The organism is Psychrobacillus sp. NEAU-3TGS, from assembly GCF_029955155.1.
Taxonomy (GTDB): domain Bacteria; phylum Bacillota; class Bacilli; order Bacillales_A; family Planococcaceae; genus Psychrobacillus.
Genome location: NZ_JAPNOZ010000004.1, coordinates 43,464 through 56,191 on the forward strand (window position 1 = coordinate 43,464; position 12,728 = coordinate 56,191).

Here is a 12,728-nt window from a genome sequence, read left to right on the forward strand (position 1 = left end):
TTAGCTAGCAATCCTAGATTGAAAAAGTGTCTTTGAGAGCCAGTGAATCAAAGCAAAAGTAAAAAATACCGAGAGCATCAATATCAATACTGTTGACCAAAAAGATGAAATACCTAACAGAAGGATTACAAAATGAATTAGTACTATCAAAATGATGACTGGAACCCCATAGCAAAGACTAACCAGCACATTTGGATTGGATTTGACAGCCTCGGATGGATTTCCCCATTCTGTACTAGGGTTTTTCTTATCATAAATAGGAGCGAGCAAGTTGTAACAAGTAACAAGGAATAGCACAATCAACATCATCATGAAGGAATCCATATTCATGTATCCCAACAAAGAATACACAAGAAAACTTGTAATGATTGCAATCATACTAGTAGCAGAAGCAACGATCACCTTTGAAAAAAAAATTGTCCTTGCATTGAACGGAAGATAGTTACTCAAGTAAAAATATTTTCCTTCTCTTGAATAAGGGGTGCCACTATTATTATTCATACAACTCAATAACAAAAGCGTATAGGCAAAGTACTTCTCAAAATACACTGATTCTGTATCTAATAAAAGCCAACCTGTTTGAATCGTTATTAATAAAATGAATGAAATCACAGGTGGAAATAAGAGTCCGAGAACAATTTGCATCTTAAAATATGCTTCCGACTGAATAACCCATAACTCTCGTTGCAAATAGTATCCCCATTCGCTTTTTATATTGTACATTCTAGACTTTTTTCTACTTGTTTGACTTATTTCGATATGACCATTTATAAAGTAATTAATAGCAATATTTTTTGTTATCAAGAAAAAGAGGAGCGAGCTTATAATAATTAATAAACCAATGAAGAAGAAAAACATCCAAGAAAAACTACTAGATGTAAACTCGCGTATCATAGTTCCGATGAATGGTAGATGTAAATTCGTTTCATACATTAAGTTCAACAAAATAGAGATTGACCCTTTCAATTCGGAAATACTTGAAAGTTCAATTTCTGAAAATAGGAGGCCCATACCCTCTCTTAAATTTTGCTTGATAAATACTGCAAAAGCTATCATTACCAAAGACACTGCCAAAATATTGCTAAATAAGTACACCACATTACTGACAAAACGATGGCGGAAACGATTAATCACCGACAGAATAAACAATAGGAGCAGTGTGGTAAACAAATTGGAGATCGGTAGAAATAATAGTAGCTTTACTGCCTCAACAAATTCCATTGAAATAACGATGAATAGCAGAGTTGGAATTTGTGTAACAATCGATATGCAGATAGGAACGATCAAGCTGCTACAAACTTTAGACGCAACAATTCGCTCAGGCTTAATCGGAAGCGATGCCATCATATCAAATTCGTGATAGTGAAAAACAGTTGAAATTGACAGATATGAATTAAGAGAGAAAACTAGAATGTTCGAAATGACCAAATTGTATAACATGTATTCTTGTATATCTCCTAAAAAGTAAATTGCCACATTCGCAGCTGTCAATTGTATGTAGAGATAGATAAAGGCGATAATTAGAACAACCTGAAGCATTGTTTGTTTTGGTCGGGAATAGAAAGAGGATATAAAGAACTTTGTAAGTGGGAATTTATGCTTCATTGGCTTGTTTCTCTATAAAGAAGGATTCCAGTGTGCGCTCACCAATTACATTATTAATATCTTCATGTAAAACAATCTTACCATCTTTTAGAATCGCCACAGTACTACAAATTTTTTCAGCTATATCAAGTAAATGCGTAGAGAAAAAGACAGTACCCCCTTCTTCTACATACGCCTTTAAAAGTAGTTTAAACATTAATACTGCAGTAGGGTCCAAACCATTTAACGGCTCATCCATAATAATGATGGGTGGATTAATTGTGAAAGCGGCAATCAGCGACATCTTATGCATCATTCCATAAGAATACGATCCCATCGGATTATGAATTGTTTCATCCATGTCAAAATTTCTAACAAATTCATTCAGCTTTCCCGTTTGCTTATTATCGTATAGTTTCAGGACGAAGTGAATCCAGTCATATCCAGAAATGTTTTTAAATACATTAATCGTATCGGGAATATAGAAGAACTGCTTTTTATAGATAAGTCGATTTAATTTAGAAATACCATTAATAGTGACCATTCCCTCATCAGGTTCTAAAATCCCTGTAATGCTGTTTAAGGTTGTAGTCTTACCTGCACCGTTTGATCCAACGAAACCTAGTATTTCACCTTTTTCAATTTGTAGTTCAACACCTTGTAAAACCTCTTTACTACCATATCGTTTTTTCAAGTTATTTATGGTTAACAACGATTCCTCTCCTCCTATTTTGGTTAATCTTGCTGGAATTTTTTCTGGCTAATCCACAAATGCGAAACTAGCAATGTAAACAAAACCCAGAGAAATGTAATGAATAAATTTACATATATACTAGAATCCACAGAACCAGTAAATAAGAGGGACATAGCATGCTGACTCATTCCTGCCGGATTTATTAAATCAATTATTGGATGAATTCCCGTTATCATTCTACAAATTATTAGAAACACAATTCCTATTAAAGCTATAACACCTTGTCCATTAAATATCGTGCTAATCATTAGAGTGAAAGAAATCATAAAAAGGACCCAGATCAAGTAAATTAGAAGTGCTGAAAGCATATGTGAAATCGGCACATCTGTAAATAGATAGTTGACATATAAGTAAGAAACAAAATAGCCAGACGTTACACTCACTATCACTAACAAAAAATTCGATATGACTTTTCCGGCAATGTAGGACCAGACTGTTACAGGTCTAGTCAAAATAAACGCAAGCATTCCACTAGCTTTATCTGCCTGAATCATCCCCATCATAGAGATAACGATAATCAAAATACCTAGCTGATCAAATTGGGAGCCAAGCGTCGTTGCCAACACTTGACCACCTTCTTGCTGAACCATTGTTGGATCAATCGTAATACCTTGCCCCCCACCGAGTGCCCCTAAAATAGTTGGCAAATAATAAGTAAGCACTGGCTGAGTCATGCCCAAAAATATAAAAACGATTGGTAACCAAATAATTTTAAAGTCACGTATCATTTGAAAGTATTCTTTATTCATCAAGATATAAAAAGGATTCATGCGCTCACCACCAAATTTAAAAATATTTCTTCTAGCGTGTCGTTTCCACTCACTTCAAAATGAACGATATCTACGTCATTATTCAGTGCATGTTGAATTAACAGATTTTTATGTACATCGATGTTATCCATTGTAATTTTCACTTTACTCCCTATCATCTCTGTTTTCTTTACATAAGGCAGCTGACTAACCAATTGAGTCCAAAAATGATCTTTTGGTGTTATTTTGACATATACAACGGGTTCATGGTTGCGACTTATCAATTCAGTCATCGTTGTGTCTTCAATTTTTGTGCCATTTTTAATAATTACGAAACGTTCGCAAATTTCTTCTGCATCACTCAAGATATGAGTAGATAACAAAATCGTTGTTTCCTTTTTAATTTCCTGAATTAAATTTAAAACCTCTCTTCTTCCGATAGGATCAAGTGCGGAAACTGGTTCATCCATCACGATTAAAGCTGGTTTATGAAGCAACGCCTGCGCGATACCAAGTCTTTGCTTCATCCCCCCAGAGAACGTACGAACTTTTCTATTTTGCTCACCAGTGAGTCCTACTTTCGTCAAAATAGTGGGAATATCTTCAATTAGTCTTTTTTTCGAAATGCCCGATAGTTGTCCCATAAATAACAGATTTTCACGTGCTGTCATCCACTGAAAAAAGTTTGGAAATTGAGGTAGATACCCGATCTCTCGCTTCATTTTTGAAATCCTCTTTCCATCCAGAACAACCTCCCCTTCATCCGCATTTAGAATATCCGCAATGATTTTAATTAATGTGGACTTGCCTGCTCCATTTGGACCAATTAGCCCAACACATTGCCCAGTTTCAAGTTCCATCGAAAACTGGTTAACTGCCATTTTATCTTTAAATCGCTTCGTTACATTTCTTATTTCAAGTTTCATCGTTCAGCTTCATCCTTTCTTCCAAGTGCAAAATATAATATCGGTCCAATTGTGTTAAGAAAGAAAATAATGAGTGCCCACATAAGAACGTTTTTTCTTGTCTTTCGATTCCGAAACAAATCGATCCATGCAATTAGAATAAGAATGAAGCCGACCGCCAAAAACGGTAGAATTATTGGCATTATACCCATCCAGTCTAAATCCCCTAATTCTTCTAAACCATAATGCAATTGCATACTAACCTCTCCTTCACTTGTATTCGTTATCATTATTGATAATGATAATATAATAATGAATCGTTTGCAATTATTTTTTTACACATGCTATGATTATTATTATTAATGATAATATTCTCACTAAGAAATTCAAGGAGGTGCAAAAAAATTGGTTAATAAAGCAGAAGTGTTAATGCACCCTGTAAGAATGAAGATTTCTCAGGCACTCATGCGCAACAAGGAAAACGGCTTGACCCCTCTTGAAATGGTAGAAATCATCCAAGACGTTCCACAAGCCACATTATACCGGCATATTCAAGTATTAATGGATGCTGGTGTTATACGAATATTAAAAGAAAAAAAAATAAGATCTGTGACCGAAAAATATTACACGCTTAACGAAGATGCCGCACGACTTAATACGGAAGAGTGGAGAAACTTAAATAAGGATAAGAAGCTGAGTTATATTTCTTACTACCAGTTATCCTTAATGACCCAGTATCAAAATTACCTTTCGAACTTAGAGCAAAAAAACAGTTCTGAGGATCATGCAACTTTCTCGATATTGGAGTTAAAAATGGATGATCAACAATTTGAAAATTTCCAAACTGAATTAAACGATTTAATGCTCAAGTATTACGAGCAAAAAAATGAAGAATCTAATGTTTCAACCCGTACTATAGCAGTGACCATTATTCCAGAATCTAATTCACATTGTTGATGATGAAGGGAATAACAATCAGCATTCACTATATTTGTTTCCAATAAGAACACCTTTTTAGAGTATTATCTAAAAAGGTGTTCTTATTGGCCTGTTGGTAATGTTGTAAGCAGAATATGCTGATTCAAAATTTGCTGATAGTCTTTTTTAGTCTTTTTCAACTTTATCCCTCTTTCAAGCAAAGGAAGTCAAAAACTAGTTATAACAATATCCGAACTTTCGATAGGATTTACTTCTTGTAAATAATAATCCTCGCCTCTCCAATACCTTCGCTCATATTTTTTCAATCGATTATTCATATTCCCTATGTACTCATCCCTTTGTAAAACTCTCTCACTTCGAATTTTCTTTGGGCAATCCAGGTAAACTATATAATCAAAAAAGCCGCTCCATTCTTTTCGCTGAAGGAAGATTCCTTCTAGTAAAATGACAGTACATTGTTCTATATTTATACTTTTCATATAGCATAAATCGTTCTCTTTATCGTAAAACTTTAAATGGAGATGATTTAACCTTTCATGTACTGCTTCAAAAAGTTTTTCTTTTATCCCATGCACATCCCATTGAAGCGAGTAATATTCATACCATTCAGGATGACCCGTATTATACCTGTTCCCTCGCTCTTCAATTAAATCGTCGATATGAATGACTACTACCTTTTGACCTTTAGTAGTAAGCTCTTCAGCAATGATTTCTGTTATCGTCGTTTTACCTGCTCCACTTAATCCGTCAATCCCAATAATGTATGTTCGATTCAGTTCCTTTAAGTGTTTCATTCTTTCCATTATCTTATTTGTAATGTGCATAGCTAATATTCATCTCTTTCTATTACCAATTTTTATGCATACTATCTAGATTTCCGGATTCTCTACTTTGTATATGTTCTGTCTTGCCAGATATAATTGGCGTGTACTTCAGAATGCTTCGTTTGTATGATTTCACCCGGAGCAGTTACTTTATTTAATTATTAGTTCCAAGCGGTTAATGGAAATGCTATAACCCCTAATATATTTCTTAAAAACAGTTGTAGTTTCCATCTGGTTTTCCTTCTTCAGTTAGAATTTAATCCAAAGTGCTTTTGTATAAGCTAATTTAAGTCCAGCCCGTTCCATATTCCGATGACTAGCACTTCCAAAAGTAGCCTCACTCGTAATATATTTTGCTCCTTTTTCAAATGCAACCTGAATTCGCTTTTGGATTAACGTCGATTGCACACCTCTCCCCCGATATTCTGGCAACGTTGCCGCTGCTGCCAGTGTTGCCCTTTCATCTTGTACAAACAAGACAGCAATCCCGGCGGGCATACCCTTCACATACGCTACATAAAATTTCCATCCTGGCACGTCAAATAGAACTTCATTATTTTGCTTTATACTATTTTGAATAAAGGAAGGAAGACCAAAACCATTCACGTAGATAGAAGCAAATAAATCGAAATCTTCTCGATTTAAATGGCAGACCTCTATATCAGGTTGATAGATCTCACCTTTTTCCTCCATACTATCTCCAATAAAGGATGCATGGAAACCAGAATGATAATATCCTTTATTGGTTAGTGCTCTGAATAATGACTCTGAACTATTCATCGGTGTTATTTCAAAACGGAAGTTAATGGCATGTATTTCATAAAAATCAATTATATCCTCTAAGTATGGGATGTCATTTTTGTTTAACCCTCTAACTGTATTAAATGCTGGTCCTGGTATATTTTTCGCAGCAAAAGCGCTTGTTTGTCCTTTAACTAATTGATGCACCCCCATCGGATTCCCCTCTATCGCTTGTATTGCAGAGAGCCTTGACTGTAAAGTTTGAATTTCTGCTTGCTCTACGATGGATAAATCCATTCGAATTCCCCCTTTAAATATGTAAAATCAATTGTCTTTTGAGTAGAGTCAATTAGTGATTGATCGCCTTTTATTAATTCTTATTTACATGGCGTTACGAAAATAATCTACTGCTAATCTTGCTTGTAATAAGCACTTTCTTTATGCTGCTGGACGGTAAAATCTAAAAAGTTGGTATTATTAGTACATAATTCAATTGCTTCATCAAACTTGTTGAGCGCTTGTTCGTGTTGCCCATCATATTTCAATGATTCGTCTAAACGAATGACATTATTTATTTGTTGGCTTTCTCCTCTACTACATTTATGCTTCTTCACCTCATGGGGATGTATTTTTTCTATACGTTCACAAACGATTAAAAAAAAGTCATTTCATCTACTCTAAATACAAATTCGCTATTAGTTGATTATTTCCTTTAACAGCAAAAAGGCGACTCGAATGTAATTTTTCGAGTCGCCTTTACGTCGTTCCTTTACCAAACAAATAAACCAACAATCATCGCACTTAACAAGGAGACAGCCATACCACTTACGATAAGCTTCCATACGTTTTTACCGATAATCGCTGACTTCTTTTCTGATAATACAGAGTTATATGTTCCATAAATCATACCAATTGTACTAAAATTCGCAAATGACGTTAAGAATGTCGTTGCAACAGCGATAGTATGTGGTGGAAGTGTATCTAAGTTATTTTTTAAGTCCATCATCGCTACGAATTCGTTCGTAGCTAATTTAATGCCCATCAATTGTGCTACGTACATAGCATCCTGGAGAGGCAAGCCAAGTAAAAATGCAAACGGACTAAAGATGAAAGAGAAGATTTTTTGTATCGTAAGTCCATTTACAAAAACACCCAAAATCCCATTAAGGCCAGCTGTAAGTGCTACATAACCAATAACCATCGCTAAAATGACGATGACCATATTCATCCCTACTAACATACTATTCGAAATCGTGGAGAAGAAATCCTTTTTCTCCGATTTTGGTGGCACATAAATAATGTCTTCTTCTTTTGTCACATGCACTGGATTTAAAATACTAACTAAAATAAGTGCATTTAAGCAATTTAGCGGGATAGCACTGAATACATATTCCGCTGGGACCATTGATAAGTACGCTCCGAGTATTGATCCACTAATGCTGCTCATGCTCATAATTCCAAAGGTAAGCAATCGGTTGTCCTTTAAAACAGATAACTGATCACGGATAACAGCCAATGCTTCTGTATTGCCTAAGAACATCATTTGAATGGAGAAAAAGCTTTCTAGCTTAGGTAAACGCGACACCTTTGATATAGCCCAACCTCCTTTATCAATAATCCATGTTAATATGCCAAAATAAGATAAAATATCGAAAAAAGTAACGATAAAAATAATCGGAAGCAATGCACCGAAGAAAAAGTCTACAGTTTCATTTGCCATAGCTGATGGAAAAACAAATGCAATCCCTTCGCTCGCACATTCAATTAACCATGTAAAAAAAGAAGCAATCTTATTAATTACCCAACTACCTATTGTAGTACCTAACATAAACCATGTAATGAGCAATTCAAGAAGGAGAAGGGAAACAATTGGTGGCCATTTTACTGCTTTCTTATTCGGTGAACATAAAAAAACGATGCCCATCACAACAAAAACGCCAAAAATGTTTAGCAAAAAGTACATACAAGCAACTCCTAGTTGTGTCTTAAACCAACAAAAAACCCTTACTTTTCATCGCTTCTAAAAAAGAGAAAGAATGAAAAATAAGGGATTCAAAGAGAGGATAGTGTACACTAACCCATCCTCATACTAATTTTAATCATACTTCCTGTAGTCTAGTTTTTTTCGGTGATTAGGTAGAGACGATCAGCCCAGATATCTGATTCTATACAGAAATTTCTTCCCAGTTGGAATGAAGAAATTCTATGCTTCACCGTTCCTATAATCCAAACGTTTGTCCTTATTCGAAATAGTAAAATTACCATACATAATATTTCTTACATATATATGGCATAGTATGAACAGAATATTATTTTTCATACAAAGTAGAATTTATTACGACGAATGAACATTGTATTCACCTCTATTCTTTCATAAAATTATAGAGGTGATAGAGGAGGTAATAGGATGAAAAAAGGTTATTTAGCAAATGGGTTATTTGGTTTAGGGGACAGAATGATCAATGAATTAGTTGCAAAAGAGGTGCGTACAGCGATTCCAGGAGTCGATTTATATGTGCCCCAAGAAAACATGTCCATTAATGACAAAGCTGCTTATGCAGACAGTCTCGCAATTGCAGGAGCGGATATGCAAGCATTAAAAGAAAGCGACTTTTTAGTGGCTGTTATCGACGGTGTTGAAATTGATGCTGGCGTCGCTGCTGAAATCGGTGCATTTTCTATGTTAGATCGTCCTATTTTCGGACTTTACACAGATACACGTCAACAAGGTCGAGATAATACGAAAAAAATTGACGCATTAGTTGCAGATGGAACAGAGAACCAATTTATGTATCGCAACTTATTTGTAGTCGGCTTGATCAAACAAAATGGTATGATTGTAAATTCTGTTGAGCAATTAGGAGAAACACTAAAGAATGCAAAGTTTTAATTTATAGAAGAATCCTGTGGTCAAAATGCACAGGATTTTTTTATACTTTTAAAACTTTATTTTCTCATTCAATATACTTTCATGCCCCTATAAAAATTTACACTGAGCTGTGCACAGTTACAAAGCTCTTTTTCGTTATATCATTATTTGAATATTTGAATTAAAATAAACTATATAAATAGAGAGGAGTGTTGAAGATGAAAAACGTACAATGGTGATTGAAAAGTAAAAGGCTTACGCCATCTCTTTTCAATCTAATTCATATATTTAAAACTATGAAATGAAAAGAGGAATTTTATGTTTTATCAAGATAATGAATTGATCATTCGTCCCCTTCAATTGGATGATTTACCTAGACTTTGGGAATTAGCTTTCAAGGATGAAGCTCCCGAGTGGAAAAAGTGGGATGCACCTTACTATGAACATCAAGCAATCGCATTCGACATTTTTATGGAAAATGCAGCTTCATATATTGCTCGAGATAATTTTTGGGCCATTGAAGTTTCGGGAATCGTTTGCGGTATTGTTTCCTATTATTGGGAGCACGAACCTTCCAAATGGCTCGAGATGGGAATAGTGTTTCATGAGGCTCCTAGCTGGGGGAAAGGCTTAGGGACACGCGCCTTAAAACTTTGGATGACCCATTTGTTTCATACAATGCCTCTGGTGCGTGTGGGATACGCAACATGGTCAGGTAATAAGCGTATGATTCGTGTCGGAGAAAAACTAGGTATGACAATGGAAGCACGCATTAGAAAAGTTCGTTATTATGACGGTCAATATTATGATTCCATTCGAATGGGGATTCTACGCGAGGAATGGGAATCATTAAGAACTGAAATCTCCACAAACATTAGTTTAAAATAGTAGAAGACTAGGTTAGAGATATCTAACCTGGTCTTTAATTTTATCCCGCTTTAACGGGCAGTAAGACTCCCCCTTCAAGATTTAAGAAAAGCGAAAAGACAAGTGGGAGATCAATTGCTGGCATGCGCCCGATGAAATGATCCCAGACTAAGTACGCAACATCGTGTTGCTCCTGCGCAAAGCTCGTCGCAAAATAAAAGAGCGTTTGCAACGTCTGTGTGACCCACATCGTGTGGGACACAACTAACAATCAGTGGGGGATGACGGGGACTAAAAGCGCGACGTCCATGTCGCAACGTCCCCACTAGCACGTCCTGGGCGTCGAAAAACCCCCACTGATGGAAGTTTCACTTTATGTAAGTGAAACCTAGCGATAGGCTTTCTGTTAGTATGAGTACTTATATTTTTGCTATAATACTGAGACAAAAATTTACTTTTGCAGGTGAACCAATATGTTATCCTTTATATTAACCGTCAAACGATTTATAGAAGCATTCTTTAAAGCTTTCAAGGAACCAATCTTTCTATCTCTGTTTACTACTTTATTTTATCCTTCTTTCTGGTACTCTTTTCTATACGAAAAAAGAAGGATGGGACGTATTGGACGCTATTTACTTCTGTGTTGTAAGCTTGATACCGACTGGTGTAGAAACAAACCTCTATCCATCTACGGATCTTGGAAAAGTGTTTACAATGATTTATCTAGTAGTGGGAACTGGAGTCATGTTTATCACCCTTCTCACCTTAGGTAAAACAATGATAAATGCGGAAGCATTAGAGGAAAAAAGAAATAAATTACGTGACAAAGCGAAAAAATAGTTATACACTCCAGAGCCGAAGATTTCATAAAATCTTCGGCTCTTTTTACTCACTATTTCTTATTTTAGAATAGTATTGACTACTCTTAATAATTATATTAATATTATAACAATTTAGTAGAATAAAAAATATATACTAAGAGTATTGATCATCATGCATTAAAAGTAATTGCTCATCCTAATGGAGAGCTTTTTATTTTTTAAAAATTAGCAATATATTTCATATAGTATATTTGGAGGTATTTAGAAATGAAACAAACGACGAAACAATATATAATCGAACGAATGTATAAGGCGTCGCAAGGACTTGCAAATGCGGTACTTGTCACCCTAGGTATCGGCCTTCTTATAGAAACTTTTGGCACGTTCACAGGATGGGAAGGCTTTACCACAATCGGCAAGGCTGCGCAGCTAATGCTAGCACCCGCAATAGGTGCTGGTATCGCCTATCAACTTGGTGGGAATACATTAGTTATTTTCAGTGCCATGGCCTCTAGTACAGTCGGTGCAAATGCACTTCATATGAATGCAGATGGTGCTTGGATTCTTACTACAGGACAACCGATCAGTGCTGTATTAGCTACCGTTTTTGCAGTGTGGGTTGGAAAACGCATTGCCGGTAAGACAAAATTAGATATGCTAGCAATTCCATTCGCCGCTATCTTAGTAGGAGGCGTCGCAGGTGTTGGATTAGCAGCGGTTACTACTCCACTTTTAGAGCAGTTAAGTAGTTTTATCGCAAACTCTGTTTCAGGATCTCCGCTTATGGGGTCAATAGTTATAGGACTTGTTTGGAGTATTTTCCTTATGTCTCCCGCCTCATCCGCAGCTATTGCAATTGCTCTGCAACTTGATCCAGTTTCCAGTGCGGCCGCTTTAATTGGATGTACAGCTCAATTTGCCGGATGGACGGCGATGTCGTTCAAACAAAATGATCTAGGTGCAAATATTGCTCAATCTTTTTTAACACCGAAAGTACAAGTTCCAAATATCGTTAAAAATCCGCTTCTTGTCATAGGACCATTTCTATCTTCTGTTATTTGTGCTCCAATTGCGATATTAATGTTCCATTTTGAAGTTCCTTATACATTAGCAGGTCTTGGTCTTAATTCATTTATCGCCCCTTTAAATATTCTTGCGAACCAAGGTGTAATTGTTCTATTAATGTATATTGTATTAGGTGTCATTTTACCAGCACTCATTTCTCTCACTGTTTATCATTTGCTAAAAGCTAGAGGTTTAGCTAGAACTGGTGATTTACGTATGGAAATTCAATAGTCAATTATATATTAAAGAGATAAGCCAGAGATTTCTGTCTGGCTTTTTATTTTCCCCCTCATTCAATTACTTGTCCAAAGTTCCAAGTTTACTTTCAAAGTAAACAGGGTAAATAGATTTTAAGAGAAAATAGTCTAGGAGTGATTAATAATGGACGAAGAGAAACGCGTTGAAGTACGTCGAGAAGAAAAGTCAGATTCGGGTTTGGTAGGCGCAACATTTATTAAATACGCTGCCTATCTAATTATCTTTTTCGGTATACTGTGGTTTTTAATCTCGTATGTTTTTCCGAAGTTTTAACTTAACTATAAATCCCACATTTAAACTTTAGCGTTGAATGTGGGATTTTGTAATTTTGCTGGAATTGTAAAAGAAAATA

At 35.6% G+C, this 12,728-nt stretch carries 15 protein-coding genes and 1 riboswitch; of the genes, 6 read left to right on the top strand and 9 right to left on the bottom strand.

The genetic code is table 11. From position 1 onward, the window contains the following. The 5 genes from OR571_RS01100 to OR571_RS01120 are packed head-to-tail and all read right to left on the bottom strand — an operon-like array spanning position 1 to position 4,249. Positions 1–1,605, bottom strand: coding sequence for a hypothetical protein (locus tag OR571_RS01100; protein WP_282241027.1), 1,605 nt, complete (start codon positions 1,603–1,605; stop codon positions 1–3). Continuing rightward, positions 1,595–2,296 carry an ABC transporter ATP-binding protein gene (locus OR571_RS01105; protein WP_282241028.1) on the bottom strand — a complete coding sequence of 234 codons (702 nt, stop codon included), beginning with the start codon at positions 2,294–2,296 and terminating at the stop codon, positions 1,595–1,597. Before OR571_RS01105 ends, OR571_RS01100 begins: the two co-directional genes overlap by 11 nt. 23 nt (positions 2,297–2,319) lie before the next feature. After that, on the bottom strand, positions 2,320–3,108 hold the full coding sequence (locus OR571_RS01110) for an ABC transporter permease subunit (RefSeq protein WP_282241029.1): 789 nt from the start codon (positions 3,106–3,108) through the stop codon (positions 2,320–2,322). Beyond that, a complete protein-coding gene (locus OR571_RS01115) occupies positions 3,105–4,013 on the bottom strand; it encodes an ABC transporter ATP-binding protein (protein WP_282241030.1) in 909 nt (302 codons plus the stop codon). Before OR571_RS01115 ends, OR571_RS01110 begins: the two co-directional genes overlap by 4 nt. Beyond that, the gene (locus OR571_RS01120) at positions 4,010–4,249 is read right to left on the bottom strand and encodes a PLD nuclease N-terminal domain-containing protein (protein WP_282241031.1); all 240 of its coding nucleotides are present in this window, start codon (positions 4,247–4,249) and stop codon (positions 4,010–4,012) included. Before OR571_RS01120 ends, OR571_RS01115 begins: the two co-directional genes overlap by 4 nt. A gap of 148 nt (positions 4,250–4,397) precedes the next feature. Between OR571_RS01120 and OR571_RS01125 the strand changes: the two genes are divergently transcribed. Beyond that, on the top strand, positions 4,398–4,949 hold the full coding sequence (locus tag OR571_RS01125) for a helix-turn-helix domain-containing protein (protein WP_282241032.1): 552 nt from the start codon (positions 4,398–4,400) through the stop codon (positions 4,947–4,949). A gap of 188 nt (positions 4,950–5,137) precedes the next feature. On the opposite strand, the gene OR571_RS01130 is transcribed toward OR571_RS01125, so the two are convergent. The 4 genes from OR571_RS01130 to OR571_RS01145 form a co-directional block, all read right to left on the bottom strand. Beyond that, on the bottom strand, positions 5,138–5,755 hold the full coding sequence (locus OR571_RS01130; protein ID WP_282241033.1) for a kinase: 618 nt from the start codon (positions 5,753–5,755) through the stop codon (positions 5,138–5,140). A gap of 249 nt (positions 5,756–6,004) precedes the next feature. Further along, positions 6,005–6,793, bottom strand: coding sequence for a GNAT family N-acetyltransferase (locus OR571_RS01135; protein WP_282241034.1), 789 nt, complete (start codon positions 6,791–6,793; stop codon positions 6,005–6,007). Between the two features lie 113 nt (positions 6,794–6,906). Next, positions 6,907–7,110 carry a hypothetical protein gene (locus OR571_RS01140; RefSeq protein WP_282241035.1) on the bottom strand — a complete coding sequence of 68 codons (204 nt, stop codon included), beginning with the start codon at positions 7,108–7,110 and terminating at the stop codon, positions 6,907–6,909. Positions 7,111–7,265: 155 nt separating this feature from the next. Further along, on the bottom strand, positions 7,266–8,459 hold the full coding sequence (locus OR571_RS01145) for a nucleoside transporter C-terminal domain-containing protein (RefSeq protein WP_282241036.1): 1,194 nt from the start codon (positions 8,457–8,459) through the stop codon (positions 7,266–7,268). A 128-nt stretch (positions 8,460–8,587) separates the two neighbouring features. Next, positions 8,588–8,689: riboswitch (purine riboswitch) on the bottom strand. 214 nt (positions 8,690–8,903) lie between these two features. On the opposite strand from OR571_RS01145, the gene OR571_RS01150 reads away from it, so the two are divergent. From OR571_RS01150 to OR571_RS01170, 5 genes are all read left to right on the top strand, one after another. Next, positions 8,904–9,386, top strand: a complete 483-nt coding sequence (locus tag OR571_RS01150) for a nucleoside 2-deoxyribosyltransferase (RefSeq protein WP_282241037.1) — start codon at positions 8,904–8,906, stop codon at positions 9,384–9,386. A 297-nt stretch (positions 9,387–9,683) separates the two neighbouring features. Further along, complete coding sequence (locus OR571_RS01155; RefSeq protein WP_282241038.1) at positions 9,684–10,253, top strand: GNAT family N-acetyltransferase; 570 nt, start codon at positions 9,684–9,686, stop codon at positions 10,251–10,253. 549 nt (positions 10,254–10,802) lie between these two features. Then, the gene (locus OR571_RS01160; RefSeq protein ID WP_282241483.1) at positions 10,803–11,072 is read left to right on the top strand and encodes a potassium channel family protein; all 270 of its coding nucleotides are present in this window, start codon (positions 10,803–10,805) and stop codon (positions 11,070–11,072) included. Positions 11,073–11,320: 248 nt separating this feature from the next. After that, positions 11,321–12,349 (top strand): PTS sugar transporter subunit IIC, encoded by a 1,029-nt coding sequence (locus tag OR571_RS01165; RefSeq protein WP_282241039.1) that lies wholly within the window; start codon positions 11,321–11,323, stop codon positions 12,347–12,349. A 150-nt stretch (positions 12,350–12,499) separates the two neighbouring features. Next, complete coding sequence (locus tag OR571_RS01170) at positions 12,500–12,649, top strand: hypothetical protein (protein ID WP_170206507.1); 150 nt, start codon at positions 12,500–12,502, stop codon at positions 12,647–12,649. Positions 12,650–12,728: the final 79 nt, after the last annotated feature.

Bases quoted from the DNA above. Each gene is read 5' to 3' on its own strand.
- OR571_RS01170 (WP_170206507.1), top strand. From the start codon at position 12,500: ATGGACGAAGAGAAACGCGTTGAAGTACGTCGAGAAGAAAAGTCAGAT.
- OR571_RS01135 (WP_282241034.1), bottom strand. From the start codon at position 6,793: ATGGATTTATCCATCGTAGAGCAAGCAGAAATTCAAACTTTACAGTCA.
- OR571_RS01110 (WP_282241029.1), bottom strand. From the start codon at position 3,108: ATGAATCCTTTTTATATCTTGATGAATAAAGAATACTTTCAAATGATA.
- OR571_RS01100 (WP_282241027.1), bottom strand. From the start codon at position 1,605: ATGAAGCATAAATTCCCACTTACAAAGTTCTTTATATCCTCTTTCTAT.
- OR571_RS01145 (WP_282241036.1), bottom strand. From the start codon at position 8,459: ATGTACTTTTTGCTAAACATTTTTGGCGTTTTTGTTGTGATGGGCATC.
- OR571_RS01120 (WP_282241031.1), bottom strand. From the start codon at position 4,249: ATGCAATTGCATTATGGTTTAGAAGAATTAGGGGATTTAGACTGGATG.
- OR571_RS01130 (WP_282241033.1), bottom strand. From the start codon at position 5,755: ATGCACATTACAAATAAGATAATGGAAAGAATGAAACACTTAAAGGAA.
- OR571_RS01165 (WP_282241039.1), top strand. From the start codon at position 11,321: ATGAAACAAACGACGAAACAATATATAATCGAACGAATGTATAAGGCG.
- OR571_RS01155 (WP_282241038.1), top strand. From the start codon at position 9,684: ATGTTTTATCAAGATAATGAATTGATCATTCGTCCCCTTCAATTGGAT.
- OR571_RS01150 (WP_282241037.1), top strand. From the start codon at position 8,904: ATGAAAAAAGGTTATTTAGCAAATGGGTTATTTGGTTTAGGGGACAGA.
- OR571_RS01115 (WP_282241030.1), bottom strand. From the start codon at position 4,013: ATGAAACTTGAAATAAGAAATGTAACGAAGCGATTTAAAGATAAAATG.